Annotated in this window: 19 protein-coding genes; 16 read left to right on the top strand and 3 right to left on the bottom strand. The window is 54.9% G+C overall.

Features of this window, described 5'->3' with window-relative positions:
* Positions 1-165 precede the first annotated feature (165 nt).
* Both AC3G2T_RS01100 and AC3G2T_RS01105 read right to left on the bottom strand, forming a co-directional pair.
* Positions 166-618: a flavodoxin gene (locus tag AC3G2T_RS01100; protein WP_488434230.1), complete on the bottom strand. Its 453-nt coding sequence runs from the start codon at positions 616-618 to the stop codon at positions 166-168.
* Between the two features lie 325 nt (positions 619-943).
* The gene (locus AC3G2T_RS01105) at positions 944-1,693 is read right to left on the bottom strand and encodes a MerR family transcriptional regulator (RefSeq protein ID WP_488434231.1); all 750 of its coding nucleotides are present in this window, start codon (positions 1,691-1,693) and stop codon (positions 944-946) included.
* Between the two features lie 161 nt (positions 1,694-1,854).
* Between AC3G2T_RS01105 and AC3G2T_RS01110 the strand changes: the two genes are divergently transcribed.
* The 4 genes from AC3G2T_RS01110 (at position 1,855) to AC3G2T_RS01125 (ending at position 4,604) form a co-directional block, all read left to right on the top strand.
* Positions 1,855-2,208, top strand: coding sequence for a darcynin family protein (locus tag AC3G2T_RS01110; protein ID WP_488434232.1), 354 nt, complete (start codon positions 1,855-1,857; stop codon positions 2,206-2,208).
* A 274-nt stretch (positions 2,209-2,482) separates the two neighbouring features.
* Complete coding sequence (locus tag AC3G2T_RS01115; protein ID WP_488434233.1) at positions 2,483-3,322, top strand: TrmB family transcriptional regulator; 840 nt, start codon at positions 2,483-2,485, stop codon at positions 3,320-3,322.
* Complete coding sequence (locus AC3G2T_RS01120) at positions 3,319-4,005, top strand: HD domain-containing protein (RefSeq protein WP_474682200.1); 687 nt, start codon at positions 3,319-3,321, stop codon at positions 4,003-4,005. Before AC3G2T_RS01115 ends, AC3G2T_RS01120 begins: the two co-directional genes overlap by 4 nt.
* A gap of 146 nt (positions 4,006-4,151) precedes the next feature.
* Positions 4,152-4,604: a hypothetical protein gene (locus tag AC3G2T_RS01125; protein ID WP_488434234.1), complete on the top strand. Its 453-nt coding sequence runs from the start codon at positions 4,152-4,154 to the stop codon at positions 4,602-4,604.
* A 315-nt stretch (positions 4,605-4,919) separates the two neighbouring features.
* Here the strand turns inward: AC3G2T_RS01125 and AC3G2T_RS01130 are convergent, their stop codons facing one another.
* Positions 4,920-5,108, bottom strand: coding sequence for a hypothetical protein (locus AC3G2T_RS01130; RefSeq protein WP_488434235.1), 189 nt, complete (start codon positions 5,106-5,108; stop codon positions 4,920-4,922).
* Positions 5,109-5,211: 103 nt separating this feature from the next.
* On the opposite strand from AC3G2T_RS01130, the gene AC3G2T_RS01135 reads away from it, so the two are divergent.
* The 12 genes from AC3G2T_RS01135 to tkt all read left to right on the top strand — a co-directional run bounded on the left by AC3G2T_RS01135 (position 5,212) and on the right by tkt (position 18,219).
* Positions 5,212-6,459: a DUF445 domain-containing protein gene (locus AC3G2T_RS01135; RefSeq protein ID WP_488434236.1), complete on the top strand. Its 1,248-nt coding sequence runs from the start codon at positions 5,212-5,214 to the stop codon at positions 6,457-6,459.
* Between the two features lie 73 nt (positions 6,460-6,532).
* A complete protein-coding gene (locus tag AC3G2T_RS01140) occupies positions 6,533-7,372 on the top strand; it encodes an ABC transporter ATP-binding protein (RefSeq protein WP_474682203.1) in 840 nt (279 codons plus the stop codon).
* Positions 7,305-8,069: an ABC transporter permease gene (locus AC3G2T_RS01145; protein ID WP_474682204.1), complete on the top strand. Its 765-nt coding sequence runs from the start codon at positions 7,305-7,307 to the stop codon at positions 8,067-8,069. Before AC3G2T_RS01140 ends, AC3G2T_RS01145 begins: the two co-directional genes overlap by 68 nt.
* 15 nt (positions 8,070-8,084) lie before the next feature.
* Positions 8,085-9,110: an ABC transporter substrate-binding protein gene (locus tag AC3G2T_RS01150; RefSeq protein WP_474682205.1), complete on the top strand. Its 1,026-nt coding sequence runs from the start codon at positions 8,085-8,087 to the stop codon at positions 9,108-9,110.
* A gap of 46 nt (positions 9,111-9,156) precedes the next feature.
* A complete protein-coding gene (locus tag AC3G2T_RS01155) occupies positions 9,157-9,480 on the top strand; it encodes a hypothetical protein (protein ID WP_474682206.1) in 324 nt (107 codons plus the stop codon).
* 274 nt (positions 9,481-9,754) lie between these two features.
* A complete protein-coding gene (locus AC3G2T_RS01160) occupies positions 9,755-10,771 on the top strand; it encodes a LacI family DNA-binding transcriptional regulator (protein WP_488434237.1) in 1,017 nt (338 codons plus the stop codon).
* Positions 10,772-10,872: 101 nt separating this feature from the next.
* On the top strand, positions 10,873-11,874 hold the full coding sequence (gene alsB / locus AC3G2T_RS01165; RefSeq protein ID WP_474682208.1) for a D-allose transporter substrate-binding protein: 1,002 nt from the start codon (positions 10,873-10,875) through the stop codon (positions 11,872-11,874).
* A gap of 140 nt (positions 11,875-12,014) precedes the next feature.
* Positions 12,015-13,532: a sugar ABC transporter ATP-binding protein gene (locus tag AC3G2T_RS01170; RefSeq protein WP_488434238.1), complete on the top strand. Its 1,518-nt coding sequence runs from the start codon at positions 12,015-12,017 to the stop codon at positions 13,530-13,532.
* Positions 13,533-13,550: 18 nt separating this feature from the next.
* Complete coding sequence (gene alsC / locus AC3G2T_RS01175) at positions 13,551-14,492, top strand: D-allose ABC transporter permease (protein WP_474682210.1); 942 nt, start codon at positions 13,551-13,553, stop codon at positions 14,490-14,492.
* Positions 14,493-14,520: 28 nt separating this feature from the next.
* Complete coding sequence (gene alsE, locus AC3G2T_RS01180) at positions 14,521-15,210, top strand: D-allulose 6-phosphate 3-epimerase (protein ID WP_488434239.1); 690 nt, start codon at positions 14,521-14,523, stop codon at positions 15,208-15,210.
* Positions 15,179-16,132: an allose kinase gene (gene alsK, locus AC3G2T_RS01185; RefSeq protein WP_488434240.1), complete on the top strand. Its 954-nt coding sequence runs from the start codon at positions 15,179-15,181 to the stop codon at positions 16,130-16,132. The genes alsE and alsK overlap by 32 nt, the downstream gene beginning before the upstream one ends.
* Before the next feature lie 44 nt (positions 16,133-16,176).
* A complete protein-coding gene (gene tkt, locus AC3G2T_RS01190) occupies positions 16,177-18,219 on the top strand; it encodes a transketolase (RefSeq protein ID WP_488434421.1) in 2,043 nt (680 codons plus the stop codon).
* The last annotated feature ends 239 nt before the right edge of the window (positions 18,220-18,458 follow it).

The raw sequence follows: 18,458 nt of genomic DNA on the forward strand, positions 1-18,458 counted from the left end.
CACGCTTCGCGGATCGTGCATACGAACGAAGCTAAGGCCTCTATAGCCAGGAGATAAACGGCCGTTCCGAATCCAAGCGGGACGGCCGTTTCCGACTTCATACCGTGAATCGCGCGGATTGTGGCGGATGCGCAATGACTTCCCCGGGGGGGAAGCAGCCGCCACTTAGCTGGTGACGGCGACCGCAGCCGCGAATTTTTTGCCGAATTCTTTAAGCTGTTGTTTTTCATCGGCAGAGGGGTTCAGCTCGACTTTGAAGCCGTCCAGCACCTTTTCCGCACCAAGATCGGCGAGCTTTTCTTCCAGTGTATCGACGGCTTTGCCGAACTGCGCGTAAGAAGAATCGGCGGAGCCGAATACGGCGGATTTGCGCCCCGACAGATCGAGATCGTCCATTTCCTCGTAAAAATCTTCGAATTCGTCAGGCAGGTCGCCGTCTCCCCACGTATAAGCGCCAAGCAGAATGCCTTCGTATTCGGTCAAGTCGCTGCCGCTGGCGTCCATGACATTTTTGACGACAGGCTCGACTCCCGCTTCCCTGATTCCGTCGGCGATGAGATCGGCCATTTCTTCCGTATTTCCTGTCATACTGGCAAAAACGATAATGATACTGGACATCGGTATCCCTCCACTGGATTTTTTGAAAATGGTCAGGTTCGTACAGACGATAAAATCGCTCGGTTGGTAAACCCTCCACCGCTAAGGCGGCGGCAGGGGAAGCAAATCAAATACATATTAATTGATAATGATTATCAATGTCAATATATGCGTTTAAAAAATTGTTGGGTTCACTCCGTTTGACCTGCCGGCGGTCAAGAACGACAAGGTGCGCATGCCGGACTACAAAACGTTCTGTACTACGAACCGGTTTCCATCCTGAGGCAAGCGGATATAACGGCAAAAAGCCGCCCGGGCTAGTGGGGACCCGGGCGGCTTTTTGCCGTTATGCGGCCTGCGCGTAGCTCTCGGCCGCGAGGCACAAATAATACGCCAGCCCAACCTGCTGGCTCTCCAACATCCCGCGGTGAAAATCGTCCGCGAGGAAAAAGCGCGCCTGCGCCGCATAACCGGCGCCGTCGATCTCGTGCCCGTGCGTCCGCAGGAACGCAAGGTGGCCGCCGATCAGCGCCCGCACTTCGGCGCTGTCGATTGCGAGCCCCGAGCGCAGCGCATCCGCCATTCCGGTCATGAACCGGATGGCTCCCCTCGCGTGCTCGTTCATTTCCGCCGCCTCGATCGGCCCGGCCGCGAGCAGATCATAGTCGTACGTTTCTTTCAGATAATCGTTCTGCTCCTTGAGCGCGTCCTTCCATTCGTCCTCGCTGTGAAAACCTTGAAACAGCTCCGATGGATGCATAGGTTCTCCCTTCTTCCGCTTTGTTATCGTTTGCTCCAACGTGTGAATCAGCTTCTCCAGCCGCTGTTTGCGGGCGGTCAGCAGCTTCTTTTGCTCAACCAGCAGCGACTCGTGTCCGCCATTCTCTTCCAGCAGCTGTTTGACGGTATCGAGCGAAAAATCAAGCTCGCGGTAATACAAAATGCGCTGGAGCCTTTCTAGCTCCTCCATCCCGTATAAGCGATAGCCGGCTTCCGTCGTTCCCTTGGGCACAAGAAGCCCGATTTTGTGATAATGGTACAGCGTTTTGATAGTGACGCCGGAAAGATCGCAAACCTCTTTAACGGTGTAGAACACTGTGTTCACCTCCTATTTTCAACGATAAAGCCTAACCTAAGGTTGGAGTCAACACCCGAATGAAATATAAATTTGATGTAAGAATAGGGTACCTTTGTTGCAATATTTAGACAAATACATTATAGTAGTATTAAACAAAACTACTAATGAGGTGAATGCACATGAACCACTGCTTTATCGTTCTGCTGCAGGTTGATCCCGCCTGGCTGGCGATGCCGCGCGAATCCCGCAGGGAGTATGCGGCTGAACTGTATGCTATTATCGGGCGTCACGCTCCGCAGGTGAAAGTGCGATATTTCGATGCGGACGCGTTCAGCGGCAAGTGCAGCGATTTTGTCGTTTGCGAGACGGAAGATACGGTCGCCTATCACAACATGTGGGAGGAACTCAAAGATTCCCGGGCTTTTTGCGGCGGATTTTACCGGATTCAAGATGTGATCTATGGCATTCAAAATGCGTACCAGGCTTACGAGACCGGAGTTTTGGGCATGGAGCCCGAAGTGTACACAACCTAGTAGTATGTTGGGGGACTACGTAAAAGGTATGTATGCAAAATGACAGTGTTGATGCAGCGTGAGCGACAGTATATGCGGTCATGATTCATTGGGTATGCACAAAGCAGCTCCGTTGGACGGACTGTCTAGAAGTCTGTCCGATGTACTACGCAGAAGGTATATATGCAAATTGACAGTGTTGATGCAGCGTAAGCGGCAGTATATGCGGTCATGATTCATTGGGTATGCGCAAAAGCAGCTCCGTCGGACGGACTGCTAAAAGGGGGAATGGCTTGTGGAAGAGATCCTGCAGCATTTGAAAAATATCGGCTTCACGGAGCTTGAAGCCAAATGCCTGCATGTGCTGGCGGAATCAGGCACGCAGACGGGCTACGAAATCGCCAAGCGGCTGGGCGTTTCCCGCTCTAACGTCTACTCCGCGCTGCAAAAGCTCGCGGAGAAAGGCGTCGTGCTGACGAGCCACGGCGAGCCGACGCATTACCAAAGCGTGCCGATCGCGGAGATCGGCGACAAAATCGAAGCGGAGCTGCAAGCTTCGATCCGCTTCGTCAAGGCGCATATGCCGCAGCAGGATGCGCAGCGGTCCGAGTACTTCAGCCTGGAGGGCGACGCAAAGGTCGTGGAGCGCATCCGCACCGAGCTGAGGAAAGCGAAGGAGGAGGCGCTTCTCGACCTGTGGTCCGAAGAAGCGGAGCTGCTGAAGGACGAGCTGGTTCACGCGCAGGAGCAGGGCGTGCGCGTGCTCGTATCGTGCGTCGGGGAGGCGGAGCTTCCAGGCGGGATAGTTCTGTTTCCGCACGGCCGTGAGGAAACATGGCAGGAACGCGGCGGGCGCAAGTTCACGCTGCTGATCGACCGCAAGCTCGCGGTCATCGGCACGAGAGGCGGCGGCGAGCCTGCGAAAGCGATGCTGACGGAGCATCCGGCGATGGTGGAGCTGCTGCTCAACAACTTTTTCCACGACATTGTGATGCATGAGCTGATGAAGGATATGGGCGCCAAGCTGGAAGACAAATACGGCAAAAACTTTAAAAAGATCGTGCAAAAGTATACCGAAGCCGTCAAGCCGGCCGAGGCGAAAGTTATCGAGGGGAAAAGGCGCAAAAAGAAATGACGGCGCCATTTGTGAAAGGAGAAGTGTTGGCAGCGATGGATAAAACCGGCATATTGCAGGCCGCCGAAACGTATGTGAAGGCCAAGCTTGAAAAGGACAGCAGCGGCCACGACTGGTGGCACATTTACCGCGTCGTGCAAGCGGCGCGGAGGATCGCCGCCGAGGAGGGCGCCGACGGCTTCGTCTGCGAGCTGGCGGCGCTGCTCCACGATGTCGCCGACGATAAGCTGAACGCGGATCCCGCGGCGGCGGAACGGGATCTGCGCGAGTGGCTCGCCGCCAGCGGCACGCCGGCGGCGGAGATCGAACATGTGCTGGAGATCATCGGCACCATGTCGTTCAAGGGCGGCGCGCGTCCGCCGATGCGCACGCTGGAAGGCCGCGTCGTGCAGGATGCCGACCGGCTGGATGCGATCGGCGCGATTGGCATCTCGCGCGTGTTCGCGTATTCGGGCTGGAAGGGACGCCCGATTCACGATCCTTCCGTCATGGTGCGGGAGCACATGACGGAGGCGGAGTACCGCGGCGGCAACGATACTGCGGTCAATCATTTTTATGAGAAGCTCCTGAAGCTGAAGGAGCTGATGAATACGGACTTCGCCCGCCGGATGGCGGAGGAGCGGCACCGCTTCATGGAGCTGTACCTGGAGCAGTTTTACGCGGAGTGGGAAGGCGACAAATAAGCGGACCGGCGCGCGGTTCCGGCTGGGAGCGCGCCCGTGTCCCCGTCTCCGCGTCAAAGATAGACGGAGCGGCCCGGCAAAAAAACTCCACGGCCGTCATTGGCATCGCGGCAAAATCTGCGAAAGTCAGGCTGTGGGGAAACCTAATGTGGTCGAACGACCGCTGTCATGCAGCACAACACCGCTCGCTGGGAGCTGCGCGCGGTGCGAAAAAAACGCCAGAGCCTGTCGCACCATTTGCCTGTTTGCGCGAAGAAAACCTGCAAAAGTACAGTTTTTGCTCGATGGATATGCCTGACCACGAAAAATTCCTGCAATTGTGCAGGCTTTTCGCCTCGAACATGGGCCTAGATTCAAATTCATCGGAAATTCCTGCACAATCGCAGGCTTTTCGTCAAAATGGACTGTTTTTAAGGGGAAAACCTGCACTTTTGCAGGTTTTTCCTTACCAAAGCCGTCTTGTCCCCCCCTTCTTCAGCTCGGCGACCCGCGCAGGAGAGGTGTGGGCTGGGGAAGAGTGGATGTGCATCCTTTCCGCCTCCATGGTTACCGAAGGATCGAGCCGTTCCCAGCGTTCTTTCCGCCTCCAGCGTTGGTGAAGGATCGAGTCGTCTCCGGCGTTCTTTCTTCCCTCAGTGTTGGCGAAGGATCGAGCCGTTCCCAGCGTTCTTTCCGCCTCCAGCGTTGGTGAAGGATCGAGTCGTCTCCGGCGTTCTTTCCGCCTCAAGCGTTGGTGAAGGATCGAGTCGTCTCCGGCGTTCTTTCTTCCCTCAGTGTTGGCGAAGGATCGAGTCGTTTCCTGCGTTCTTTCCGCTTTCAGAGTTGCCAGAGGATCGAGTCGTCTCCGGCAAGCTTTCCGCCTTCAGCGTTGGTGAAGGCTCAAGCTGCCTCTAGCATGCTTTCCTCCCTCAGCGTTACCGAATGAGCGACCCGGCCCCAGCGGGCTTGCTTTTGGAAGTTTTCCGCAGCCAATCCCCCGCACTGCCGTCTCGTTCCGCCGCTGCGCTAATGCTTTGCTGCGCTCCAGCCTTTGGTCCGCTGCGCGATACGTCTATTTCAACGACCCGGAAGGCGATAAATAAGACTTCTTTTTTCTTTTCCATCGGGCCTGCTGCGAATTGCCGGGAAGTTCCATCCGGCAAGTTGAATTTTGTGATAAAATAAAGTGAAATGAAAAAATCAACCTTGAGCAGAAAGAGATGCTAAATGAAAAAAGAAGCGAAATATATGGCAACAGTTTCTTTGGGTGTGATGGGGGCCGGATTTGTCGCTACGCTGCCGTTTTCTTCATCGGCATGGGTTGCGTTCCTGCAAGGCGGTTTCGAAGCCGGCGTCGTCGGCGGGTTGGCGGACTGGTTTGCGGTCAGCGCTTTGTTCCGGCATCCGCTGGGCATTCCCATCCCTCATACGGCGCTGCTTCCCCGCAACCGGGAGAAGATTACGAAAGCGCTCGTATCTACGGTGGAAAATGAACTTCTCTCCAAAGAAACGATCCGGCTGCGGCTGCAGCAGATTCGTTTTTTGGAGCGCGGTTTGGAGATAGCTGAGCAGCAGTTGCACAGCGAAGCGATTCACGGCGCGCTGACGCTTCTTGCCAAACAGGCGGTTCAGGCGGTCGATACGGAAAAGCTGGCGCCTTTGCTGGCGGAGGAGCTTCGCCAAACGCTGCAGGATATCGATGCGGGCCGATTGATCCGGTCTTTGGTCGATGGCGTGACGGAACGAGGCTATGACGGGAAAACGCTTGATTTTATGCTGGACAAAGCGGAGGCCTGGGCGGTCAAGTTTGAAACGCGCGATATGCTTGGCGCCGCGGCGATCAAGGCTCTTGAAGGGCTGCAGTCCAACGGCTTCATGGCTTTTGCGGTAAATGCCTTTATTGGCATGCTGAGCGAGGACAAGGTCGGAGCGATTATTCAAAACTTCATCCTTTCCTACATCGAGCAAATGAGAGCGAAAAACCACCCGCGGCGGGAAGCTTTCCTCGACTACATCCGCCGGGAGCTGAACAAGCTGGATTCCAACCCGCAGCTGATCGCGGAGTTGGACCGTCTCAAGACGCGTCTGCCCGAGCTGTTCTCGCTGGAAGAAAAGCTGTCCGCTCTGCTGCTGCGCCTTAAGGAGAAGGCGGTGGCGTTCGTGGAGCGTCCCGATTTTGCAGCCGAATATGTGGTGCCGATGCTGTCCGGCGCGCTTGCTTCTTTGAGAGCCAATCCTGACAGAATGGATAAGGGAGAGCAGTGGATTCAGCAGCAAATCGCCGGCTATTTGGAGCAAAATCATAGCAAAATCGGTCAGCTTGTCAAAGAAAATCTGGAGAAGCTCGACAACGACACGCTGATCGAGATGATGGAGGACAAGGTCGGCAAGGACCTGCAGTGGATTCGCGTCAACGGAGCGATTTGCGGCTTTATTATCGGGCTCGCCTTGACAGGCCTGAAGCTTTTGACGTAACCGGTTCCTGCTTTTGCGAGCGGATGGCGGCATTGGCTGCAATAACGGGACGACCCGAATGGAGGTGCCAGGTTTGATTGAAATTAAGGAAGTCAGCAAAACTTTCACGCAGCGCATCGGCGGCAGCTATACGGCGTTGGACAATGTGTCCCTGACGATACGAAAGGGCGAGTTCGTTTCCTTGCTCGGGCCGTCCGGCTGCGGCAAATCTACGGTTTTGAACCTGGTTGCAGGCCTGGAGCCTTACAAGCAAGGTACGATCGAGGTGAACGGCAAAAAGGTTACGGGCCCCGGCGCGGACCGCGTCGTCGTCTTTCAGGAGCACGGCCTTTTTCCGTGGCTGACGGTGCTGGACAATGTGGCTTTCGGCCTCAAACAGCGGGGAATCGGCAAAAAGGAGCGCCATGAGCTGGCGATGGAGCAGATCAAGTCCGTGCATCTCAGCCGCTTCGCGGACCGCTACCCGCATGAGCTGTCGGGTGGCATGCGGCAGCGGGCGGCGATTGCCCGGGCGCTGGCGATGGACCCGGAAATTTTGCTGATGGACGAGCCTTTTGCCGCTCTGGACGAGCAGACCCGGCTTATTTTGCATAAGGAACTGGAAGAAATCTGGATGCGTACGCGCAAAACGATTCTCTTCATTACGCATAACATTCGCGAGGCCGTCATTTTGTCGGACCGCGTCGTTGTCATGTCCACCCGTCCAGGTAAAATCAAGAAGGAGTTCGCCGTGAAGGCGGCAAGACCGCGGGACAGCGCGGATTCGGTGCTGCATCATGTGGAGAATTCGATCATGGCTGCGCTGGCGGACGAGCTTGAAAAGGTAGTAAGGGAGGAAACCGGCGATGAGTACAGCATCAAGAAGAACGATTTTTCTGGTACTGCTTCTGATAGCGTGGGAGGCGGGATTTAGAATTTTCGGGTGGGGCTGGAAATTTCCTTCCGTTACGCAGACGCTGCAAGCTTTTTACGACGGCTTTGTGCACGGCGAACTGCTTCAAGCGACTATAGCGAGCATGGTCAGGCTGCTTATTTCTTTTGTGATCGCCACCACGGTTGGCGCAACGCTCGGCTTTTTGTTCGCGCGTTTTCGTCTGCTGGATGATACGATCGGTTTTGTGGTGGTCGCTTTGCAAACGATTCCGAGCATCGCTTGGCTGCCTTTTGCCATTATTTGGTTCGGTCTTAACGAAACCTCGGTTATTTTCATCACGACGCTGGGCGCTACCTGGACCATGGCCTTGTCCAGCCGCACCGGCATCAAAAACATTCCGCCGATCTATTTGCGCGCCGCGCAGACGATGGGGACGGGAAACGGCTTCAGGATGTTCGTGCAAGTCATGATTCCGGCGGCTCTGCCCCATATGATCAATGGACTGCGTACGGCTTGGGCGTTCGCGTGGCGCGCGCTTGTCGCCGGCGAGCTGATTGCCAAGGGCGTCGGGCTCGGCCAGCTTTTGCAGGACGGGCGCAATTTGGGCGATACTTCGCTGATGCTGTGCATCGTCATCATGATCGCGGTGCTTGGCACGGTATCCGACCATTTTTGCTTCAAAAAGCTGGAAGACAAGGTGCTGGAACGGTACGGCCTAGCCGGGTCCAAGTCATAACGGGAGAGCGGCGAGATGAAAAAAATAGCATGGATCATGTCGGTGCTGCTGCTTGTTTCCGCTTTGCTGACGGCTTGCGGGGAGTCCGAGGGTTCCGCAGGGAAGGCCAAGAAAGTGCGGCTTGGCGTGTTCAAAAATGTGACGCACGCCGCCGCGTACATCGCGCTTGAAAAAGGCTACTTCCGCCAAGCCTGGGGCGATGATGTCGAGATCGAAGTTTCCGCTTTCGATAACGGCTCCGACCTTTCCATCGCCATGGCGACCGGAGATATCGATATCGGCTTTGTCGGGCCGGGGCCGGCGACGACGTTTTTTTTGAAAAGCCGGAACTACCGCGTCGTATCGGGCTCGAACAATGGCGGTGCCGTGCTCGTGGCGCGAAACGGTGCGGGAATTAACAGCGTTAAAGATTTAACGGATAAAACGGTCGCCATTCCGTCCAAAGGGAATACGAACGAAATCTCGCTGCGGATGCTGCTTGGCCAGGAAGGCGTGCCCATCGGCAAAGACAAGGGCATGGCGCACCTGATCGTGCGCTCCCCTTCGGATACGCTGATTTCGTTCCGCCAAAAGGAGATCGACGCGACTCTTGTACCCGAACCATGGGGAACGCAGCTGGAAAAGGCGGGGCTCGGCAAAGTGATCGTGGACTGGGACCGCATACCGCCTCACAACGGCGATTATCCGACCGTCATCATGGTGGCGAGCGACAAATTCCTGCAGCAGCAGCGCGATCTGGTGAAGGGCGCGATCAAGGCGAACATGGAGGCGATCGATTTTCTGCGCAGCAACCCTGAGCAGTCGTACGATCTGATCAACAACGAGCTGAAAAAGTACTCCGGCAAAGGGATGGATAAAGCGTTGATCAAAGCTTCGCTTTCCCGGCTGAAGCTGACGACGGATGTGGACGTGAAAGTGATGGAGGAAATGGCGAAAGTGTCGATCGACGCCCGTTACATTAAGGGTGTGAGCAAAGACGAGCTCGACTTGAGCCCGTTCGTGGATCTCTCTTTGCTCGAAGAAGTGAAGAGCGGCAAGTAATGCGAAGAGCCCGGTTCCGCCCGCAAGGGAGGAGGGGCTCTTTTCTTTGGCGCGCAATGAGGCTCCCTCGACCGGAGCGCGCTCCACCACAGGAGTCTGGCGGTCGGAGTTACTTTTTGCTGCTCACGCTGCATCACCAGTGCACCTTCTACTTGGATCATCGGGCAGACTCCTGACCGGAAAACCTGCGAAAGTGCAGGCTTTTTCGATGAAAACGGTCCTTTTTTGGGAAAAGCCTGCGAAAGTGCAGGAATTATCCGCCATGAAGGGGGTTAAGCCCTGGATTGAGCGAAAAGCCTGCGGATTTGCAGGAATTTCCCAAGGCAAGCATGCTAAGGCGAAAAAAGATGTATTTTTGCAGGCTTTCTGAGCGTCGCACCCGACTAGACAGAAAAATTTGCTTGTCCAGAAGTCCGGCGGTCGGAGTTACTGTAGATCATCGGACAGACTTCTAGAGCCGCGGATGGGGTTCCTGCACAGTTGGCTGCTAATTTGGTTGCTGCGGAGTGTTCGCCGGTTATTGGCGTTCTGCCCGGGGGAGTTCCGGGAAATACTGCTTTACAACGATAAACGTTTCGGGTATACTCTCAATTGTGGAATCGATTACTCAATTGTGCGGTTCATGAGGATTAAGGAGATAGGTTATGGGTAATATTACAATCAAGGAAATTGCAAGATTATCCGGCGTGTCCAGCGCAACGGTCTCTAGGGTGTTAAACAACAACGGCAGATTTTCGGAAGAGACCAGGAAAAGGGTTATGGACGTTATCGGCAAGTTCGAATACCGTCCCAATATCGTTGCCAAAAGTTTAAGAACCAGCAAGTCCAAGACAATAGGGGTAATCGTCCCGGATATTACGAATGAGTTTTTTGCCAGCATCGTGCTTGCGATCGAAGCGTACTGCCTCTCGCATGATTATTCGGTGTTTATTTGCAACACGAGCGAAGACGCGGAAACGGAGAAAAAGTACATTGCCGACCTGGAAGCCAAAGGTGTAGACGGAATCGTCTACTGGTCGGGGAACGCCGAAATTCCCGTCGAGCTGGTAACAAGCCCGATTCCCGTAGTTTGCATCGACCGGAAGCCGAATTATAAGGCCAGCGGCAAAAGTATTGCCGTGATCGAGTCCGACAACTTCGGAGGCGGCTATCAGGCGACCGTAGAGCTGCTTGAAAAGGGTTGCAGAAAAATTGTGTTTTTAAGAGACGAACGCGACGTTTCCACGATGATCAACCGGTATAACGGATATTTGCATGCGCTTTCCGAATACGGCTGCAATCTGGGCCTGGAATACGTCATCAAGACGAAGGTGGATGTGGACTGCGCCAAGCAGGCGATGTCCGGTTTTATCGCCAAAAACTACGAATTTGACGGCGTTTTTGCGACGACGGATTGGCTGGCGGTCGGGGCTTTGGTTTCGCTGCAGGAGCACGGGATTCAGGTGCCAAGTGATGTCAAGCTGGTCGGCTTTGACAACATCAGCGTGTCCCAGTACATCTCGCCGTCGATCACAACGGTGAAACAGGATACGCAAAGATTGGGAACGGCAACAGCGGAAAATTTGCTGGATATGATTAATCAGCGCGCCGACCGGGGCCATTCTTCCAGCGTTGTAGTCCCTGTAGAAATATTGAGAAGAGCTTCCACCGGGCTTTCATAGTTTTTCAATCGGGTACCCAAGAGAGGAGGTGCTTCTTTTTTGGAGAATGGGTAATCGATTGCTCAACATACATTGCAAACAAAAAACGGGAGGTTTTACTGGTGAACAAAAAAGCGGGTTCTTTTATTTTTGCCATCATCATGATTGTTGCCCTAGTACTGTCGGGCTGCTCCAAGCAAGAGACACAGCCGCAGGGGGCCCAAGCAAGCGCCGATAGCGGTGCCAAGCAAGGAGACAAACCGAAAATTGCGGTTATTTTGAAATCGCTTGCAAATCCGTTCTGGTCCACGATGAAGGCGGGCATCGAAAAAGAAGCGAAAGAAAAAGGGCTTAACGTCGACATTTTTGCCGTCGCTTCGGAGGACGATTTGCAAGGACAGGTGAAAATTTTCGAGGACGCGATGAACAAAGGCTATGCCGGTATCGCCGTTGCTCCGCTTTCGCCGGTGAACCTGATTCCGAGCATCGTTCAGGCGAACGAAAAAGGAATTTATGTCGTGAATATCGACGAGCAGGTGGACGTTAAAGAGCTGAAAAACGCCGGAGGGTATGTGTTCGCTTTTGCCACGACGGATAATGTGAAAGTTGGCGAAAAAGGAGCGAAGGCGATCGTCGACAAATTGGGCGCTGCAGGCGGCGAGGTTGCGATTATGGAAGGCAAGGCAGGCAATATTTCCGGCGAAGCAAGAAAAAGCGGCGCTGAAAAGCTGTTTAAATCCACGCCGGGCATCAATTTGGTGACAAGCCAGCCGGCCGACTGGGACCGCACGAAAGCGCTTGACGTAGCAACGAACATGTTGCAAAGATTTCCGAACTTGAAAGCGATTTATGCGGCGAACGACACGATGGCGCTGGGCGCTCTCCAGGCTGTGACGAATGCGGGCAAAGATAGCCAGGTCATCGTAGTAGGCACGGACGGCAATCCGGAGGCGCTCGAATCGGTAAAAGCGGGCAAACTGTACGCTACCGTTGCGCAAGACCCTGCCTTGATCGGCGTAACCTGCGTGCAAAAACTCGTCGGGGTTATTGAAAAGAAAGCGAAAGGCAGCAAGGATATGGAAGCGGAGTTTGTCGCAGTCGATTCCAACTTGATTAAGAAGTAACGAACCGGGGATCCCTGCACGCCAATGAAAGCGCATTATAACGAATCAAGGTGAACGGCGGCGTCCCCGTGTTTAAGCAGGATAAAAGGGCTGCAGCCGGGGGCGTTCTCAGGGACCTTCTCAGCAAAGGAGGAAGTCATTTGGAATGCCTGGTGGAAATGAATCATATTTCGAAGCATTTTTCCGGGGTCAAAGCGCTGCAAAATGTTTCGTTTCAACTGCTCGCAGGCGAAGTGCACGTGCTGCTGGGTGAGAACGGAGCGGGCAAGTCGACGCTGATGAAAATTTTATCCGGGGTGTATGAGCCTACGGAGGGGAGCATCGTCATTTGCGGCAAAGAGTTCGGCAAATTAACTCCCAAGGAATCGGTCGACCAAGGGATCAGCATTATTTATCAGGAGCTGAGCCTTGTCAACGAGCTGTCCATCGCCGAGAACATTTTTTTGGGCAAGCTGCCGATGATCAAAAAGTTCGGTATTCCGGTCGTCGATTACTACAACATGGAGGCTCTGGCCGAAAAAATGCTGGAAAAGATCGGGCTGAAGCGTTCTCCGAAGGAACTGGTCGAGGCGCTGTCGATCTCTGAAAAGCAGCAGGTCGAGATCGTCAAATCGATCGCCGCAAGAGCGAAGGTCATCATTATGGACGAACCGACGTCTTCTTTGACGATGGAAGAGACCAAGAAGCTGTTCGGCATTATCCGCCAGTTGAAAAGCTACGGAGTCGGCATCATTTATATTTCCCACAAGCTGAACGAACTGCTCGAAATCGGCGACCGCGTCAGCGTTTTGAAAGACGGCAAATACGTCGGAACGCGAAACATCAAAGACGTGACCCGGGAAGATCTCGTGACGATGATGGTAGGCCGGGCGGTCAATGAGCGGCATTTGCGTCCGGAGGACAGCGAGCACCGGGGGAAGACGGAAGTTTTGCTCAAAGTCGAAGGGTTGACGAGAAAAGACAAGAAGGTCAAAGATGTCAGCTTCGAGCTGTATAAAGGCGAAATTTTAGGCTTCGCCGGGCTGATCGGTTCCGGAAGAACGGAGCTGATGAACGCTCTTTACGGCGCCGAGCCTGTCCAATCCGGGCGGATCGAGCTGTTCGGCCGGGAAGTGAAGGTGAAAAACCCGTTTCACGCGATCAAGCTCGGCATCGGGCATGTGACCGAAAACCGTAAAGAGACCGGGTTTCTGAAAAATTTTGAAATTTGGAAAAATGTTTCGATTTCCCGGATGCTCAAAGATTCCAAGCTCGGGGGAACTTGGGGGCTCGTGAACCAGAAATGGGAAAAACAAGTGGCCGCCGAGTACAAAGAGTCGATCCATATCAAATGCGCCTCCGTCGAACAAAACATTACGGAATTATCCGGCGGCAACCAGCAAAAGGTGCTGATCGGCAAATGGCTGGCGGCGAATTCCAAATTGATTATTTTTGACGAGCCGACCAAAGGAATCGACGTAGGGGCCCGCGGAGAAATATACAAAATTATGCGAAGCCTGGCGGAGCAGGGAATCGGCATTCTAGTCGTGTCTTCGGAGCTGCCCGAACTGCTCTCCGTATGCGACCGGATCATCGTGTTCAAGGAAGGTTCCATTAACGGGACATTATCAAATGAAGAGGCTACGGAAGAAAACATCATGCTGGCCGCAACTTCATAGGGCAAGGGGCAAACGATCATGCAGAAATTTAATGTCTTTTGGAGCAAGTACGGCACCTTCGGCATTTTGATTCTGATTGTGCTGATGCTGGGGATTTTGTCTCCGCAATATTTTTTAACGGCAAATAACTTGACGCAAGTCGTGCTGCAAAGCGCGATCACCATTCTGGTCGGCTGCGGCGAATTTTTCACCATTCTCATCGCCGGGATCGACTTGTCCGTCGGTTCCGTGATGGCGCTGACGGGCATGATTACGGCGAAGCTGTTGGTGGCCGGCGTTCCCGTACCGCTTGCGATTTTGCTCGGCGGAATTGTCGTAGGCGCGCTGCTCGGCGGTTTTAACGGATTTTTGGTCAATAAGACGGGCCTGCATCCCTTTATTGTCACGCTGGGCACGATGTCGATCTATCGCGGGATTACGCTGATCATTTCCGACGCGAAGCCGGTATTCGGCTTGCCGCAAACGTTCAAAAGCGGAGTGGCCGGGTGGCTGGGCCCGATCCCGATTCCCGTCATCATCGCGCTTGCGGTAGCTTTGTTCTTCATGTTCGTGACCGATAAAACGAAGCTCGGCCGGAATATTTACGCCTTGGGCGGGAACAGCCAGGCCGCATGGTTTTCGGGCATCAATATCAAGCTGCATACGCTTGTCGTTTTTGTGATATCCGGCATTGCCGCCGGGATTGCGGGGGTTGTCATGACCGGCCGCCTGGGCGCTGCCGAGCCTTTGTCCGGATCAGGGTATGAAACTTTTGCCATCGCAGCCGCAATTATCGGCGGAACGAGCTTTTTCGGCGGGAAAGGCAAGATTATCGGCGTCGTGATGGGCGGTCTCATCATCGGCGTTATCAACAACGGGCTCAACATTCTCAGCGTACCGACCTACTATCAGCAAATTGTGATGGGTTCGCTCATTATTTTGGCTGTTGCGCTGGACAAATTGTTTGGAGTAAAGAGATAAATACCAATCGGATAGGAGTGCTTTGGATATGAGTTACAAATTTTCGCCTTCTCTTATGTGCATGAATTTGATGGACATTAAACATCAGGTCAGCGTGCTGAACCAACGGGCCGACATGGTGCATGTCGATATTATGGACGGCCATTTTGTCAAAAATATTACGCTTTCTCCCTTTTTCATCGAGCAGCTTCGCACGGATTTGACGATCCCGATAGATGTTCACTTGATGGTGGAAAAGCCCGCCGACTTTATTCAGACGATTATCGATGCCGGAGCGGATTACATTACTCCGCACGCGGAAGTAATCAGCAACGACGCTTTTCGCATTATCGATCAAATCAAAAGCGCAGGCCGCAAAGTAGGCGTTGCTCTGAATCCGGCGACGCCGCTTAGCTTCATCAAGGAGTACATCCATCTTTTAGATAAAATTACAATTATGTCCGTCGACCCGGGCTTTGCCGGGCAAAAGTTCATTACCGAAATGCTGGACAAAATCAGGGAAGCCAAACGATTGAAAGCGGAATTCGGCTACAACTACCTGGTCGAAATCGACGGTTCCTGCAACGTCAAAACGTTTAAAACGATTGAGAGCGCCGGAACGGAAGTGTTTATTGTCGGCACGTCCGGGCTGTTCAGTCTGGACTCCGATCTGAATAAGGCTTGGGATATCATGATGTCGCAGTTCCATGAGCAGGTGGGGAGCGGGTCCGGGAAGTGAGGAAGCAGCGATGACAGGCGAGCATAAACCATTTGTGTTAGGTATCGACATCGGAGGGACCCATATCCGGCTTGGGGCTGTGACGCGGGACGGCGAGCTTCATCAATTTGCCATTCAAAGCACGGCGGTATTGACGGATTCCGGGGATCCTATCGGGCAGTTAAAAAGGATCATACATGAATACCTGAAGTCGTGCGACGGCGATTTACTGGCTATTTCCATCGGATTTCCAGGTATTATCAGCAGGGACAAAAAGATCATATTCTCGTCCCCGAACCTTCCGGGATTCAATCAGGCGAATATTGTGGACCCGCTCGCAGCCGAGTTTCAGGTTCGGGTTTTTATCGACAATGACGTGAATTTTTTGCTGCTGCATGAAATCGTGCGGCAAAACTTGCCCAAGTCGGGCGTTATCGTGGGATTTTACATCGGTACGGGATTCGGCAATTCGATTTACGTCAACGGGCTATTTTTGGCCGGGAAAAACGGCGCAGCAGCGGAGCTCGGTCATATCCCCGTCCTCGGCCGCGAGGAGACGTGCATTTGCGGAAATCCCGGCTGCATTGAAATTTACGCATCGGGAGCCCGGCTGCAGGAGATCAAGAAGGAACATTTCCCGGCCAGCGAGCTGCATGATTTGTTCGGGATGCATCTTTCTTCGGATGTGATTCAGCAGTATTTGAACGCTCTGTCCATCCCGATTGCGACGGAAATTAACATTCTCGACCCCGACTTCATTATTATCGGCGGCGGAGTCGTCAATATGGACAATTTTCCGAAGCGGGAACTGGAATCCTACATTTATCTTCATGCGCGCAAGCCTTATCCGGCTAACAATTTGAACATCAGCTACGTGCAGGCGATCCAGACGGCGGGCGTTCTCGGAGCGGCGTATTACGCTTTGCAGGAAATGGGCGATTGACGATCCCGCCCCGCGATTTTTGACTGAGAGGAGTTTCTAAAATGATGAGGGGACAGCAAGATTTCCTGGAGCAAAAAGCGGTTCAAGCCGTTCGCGTTCTGTCGATCGACCAAGTGGAGGCGGCTGATTCGGGCCATCCCGGCCTGCCCATGGGGGCGGCGCCAATGGCGTATGAGCTGTGGACCCGGCACATGAAGCATAACCCCGGCAATCCGGGCTGGTTTGATCGCGACCGCTTTGTTTTATCGGCCGGACACGGTTCCGCGCTGCTGTACAGCTTGCTCCATCTGACCGGGTACGATTTGCCGATCGAGGAGCTCAAGCGGTTCCGCCAATGGGGGAGCAGGACTCCCGGGCATCCCGAATTCGGGCATACGCCCGGCGTAGAGGCGACGACAGGCCCGCTTGGGCAAGGCATCGGCATGGCTGTCGGCATGGCGATGGCCGAGGCGCATTTGGCCGCCGTCTATAACCGCGAAGGCTTTGAAATCGTGAACCACCATACCTACGCGCTCTGTGGTGACGGGGATTTGATGGAGGGTGTTGCCGCCGAGGCGATTTCCATGGCAGGCCATATGAAGCTGGGGAAGCTGATCGTGCTCTACGATTCCAACGATATATGTCTGGACGGCGATTTGAGCAGCGTGTTCAGCGAACATATCGCCGGCCGGTTCGAAGCTTGCCGTTGGCAGTACTTGCGCGTCGAGGACGGCAACGATGTCCGGCAAATCGGCGAAGCGATTCGCCGGGCCAAGGCGGAGTCGGATCGCCCGACGCTCATTGAAGTGCGGACTGTGATCGGCTACGGCAGTCCCAATAAGGCAGGCAAGTCGGCGGCGCACGGATCGCCGCTGGGCAAGGAGGAAATTGCTCTGGCGAAGCAATTTTACGGTTGGGAAGACGAGCCGTTCGCGATTCCGACGGACGTCAGGGAGCATTTTGGCTCCGTCCAAGCCCGCGGGGCGGAGCTTGAGCAGGAATGGGCGGAGAAGCTCGCCGCCTATGAGCGGTCTTACCCCGAGCCGGCCGATCGATTGAGGCAGGCGATTCGGGGAGAGCTGCCGGCCGATTGGGATCGGGAGCTGCCTGTTTTCGCGCCGGAGGCTCCGCCTATGGCGACGAGAGAGGCGTCAGGGCTGGCGCTGAACGCCGCCGCCCGGCATGTATCCGCCCTTATTGGCGGATCGGCGGATTTGGCTTCGTCCAACAACACGATGCTCAAGGGCGAAGCTTCTTTCGGGCCCGGCCGGTACGAAGGCCGCAACGTATGGTTCGGCGTCAGGGAATTTGCGATGGGCACGGCTTTGAACGGTCTGGCGCTTCATGGAGGGGTGCGGCCTTACGGGGGAACTTTCTTTGTGTTCTCCGATTATTTGAAGCCTGGCATGCGCTTGTCGGCGCTGATGAAAGCGCCCGTTATTTTCGTGCTCACGCATGACAGCATCGCGGTCGGCGAAGACGGCCCGACGCATGAGCCGGTCGAACAGCTTGCCGGCCTGCGGGCTATGCCCGGGCTGATCGTCATGCGCCCGGCGGACGCAAACGAGACGACGGAAGCTTACCGGTACGCCTTGAGTCAAAAGGCGGCCCCGGTCGCGATGGTCCTGACCCGGCAAAAGCTGCCGGTGCTGGAAGGTACGGCGACCGGAGCGCGCGAGGGGGTCGCCAGAGGGGCTTACGTCGTCGCCGATCCGGCGAACGGGGCGCACCCGGCCGCCATTTTGCTGGCCACCGGGTCGGAAGTGCAGTTGGCAGTCCGCGCCCAGGCGCAGCTTGCGGACAAAGGCATTCCCGCGCGCGTCGTCAGCATGCCGAGCTGGGAGCTGTTTGAGGAGCAGCCCGAGTCCTATAAGGACGAGGTGCTGCCGCCGGACATCGAGGCGCGCATCGCCGTCGAAATGGCGCACCCGCTAGGCTGGGAGCGCTACACGGGCCGGCGCGGCCGGGTCATCGGCGTCCGCACGTTCGGCGCGTCTGCGCCAGGGGGTACCCTCATGAGCGAGTACGGCTTTACCGTGGACAACATTGTGGGCAACGCACTGGAGCTGCTTGCGAAGCTTGAGACTGCCGAAAAACCCGCCCGCTAATGCAGGCAGGGTGCGATCGGCACGTCTAGCAAGCACGACCGGCATCGCGCGCTCGCGCTGAAAAGCAGCAAAAGTACATTAGCAACAAGATATTCCTGCGAAAGTCGGCAATTTCCACGAATAGATGGGCTTGGACCAAGCTCGGACCCATTCTGGCGGAAATGCCTGCACAATCGCAGGTTTTTTCACAAATTGAACCACATTATACGGAAAATACCTGCACAATCCAGGCTGCTACG

The sequence above is a fragment of the Paenibacillus sp. sgz302191 genome (genome assembly GCF_057749925.1).

What these genes read in the sequence shown, in the direction of transcription:
- AC3G2T_RS01120 (WP_474682200.1), top strand. Translation starts at nt 3,319, where the DNA reads ATGACGGCGCCATTTGTGAAAGGAGAAGTGTTGGCAGCGATGGATAAA.
- AC3G2T_RS01125 (WP_488434234.1), top strand. Translation starts at nt 4,152, where the DNA reads ATGTGGTCGAACGACCGCTGTCATGCAGCACAACACCGCTCGCTGGGA.
- AC3G2T_RS01145 (WP_474682204.1), top strand. Translation starts at nt 7,305, where the DNA reads ATGAGTACAGCATCAAGAAGAACGATTTTTCTGGTACTGCTTCTGATA.
- AC3G2T_RS01110 (WP_488434232.1), top strand. Translation starts at nt 1,855, where the DNA reads ATGAACCACTGCTTTATCGTTCTGCTGCAGGTTGATCCCGCCTGGCTG.
- alsC (WP_474682210.1), top strand. Translation starts at nt 13,551, where the DNA reads ATGCAGAAATTTAATGTCTTTTGGAGCAAGTACGGCACCTTCGGCATT.
- AC3G2T_RS01135 (WP_488434236.1), top strand. Translation starts at nt 5,212, where the DNA reads ATGAAAAAAGAAGCGAAATATATGGCAACAGTTTCTTTGGGTGTGATG.
- tkt (WP_488434421.1), top strand. Translation starts at nt 16,177, where the DNA reads ATGAGGGGACAGCAAGATTTCCTGGAGCAAAAAGCGGTTCAAGCCGTT.
- AC3G2T_RS01130 (WP_488434235.1), bottom strand. Translation starts at nt 5,108, where the DNA reads ATGGAAAAGAAAAAAGAAGTCTTATTTATCGCCTTCCGGGTCGTTGAA.
- AC3G2T_RS01160 (WP_488434237.1), top strand. Translation starts at nt 9,755, where the DNA reads ATGGGTAATATTACAATCAAGGAAATTGCAAGATTATCCGGCGTGTCC.
- AC3G2T_RS01100 (WP_488434230.1), bottom strand. Translation starts at nt 618, where the DNA reads ATGTCCAGTATCATTATCGTTTTTGCCAGTATGACAGGAAATACGGAA.
- AC3G2T_RS01150 (WP_474682205.1), top strand. Translation starts at nt 8,085, where the DNA reads ATGAAAAAAATAGCATGGATCATGTCGGTGCTGCTGCTTGTTTCCGCT.
- alsK (WP_488434240.1), top strand. Translation starts at nt 15,179, where the DNA reads ATGAGCAGGTGGGGAGCGGGTCCGGGAAGTGAGGAAGCAGCGATGACA.
- alsE (WP_488434239.1), top strand. Translation starts at nt 14,521, where the DNA reads ATGAGTTACAAATTTTCGCCTTCTCTTATGTGCATGAATTTGATGGAC.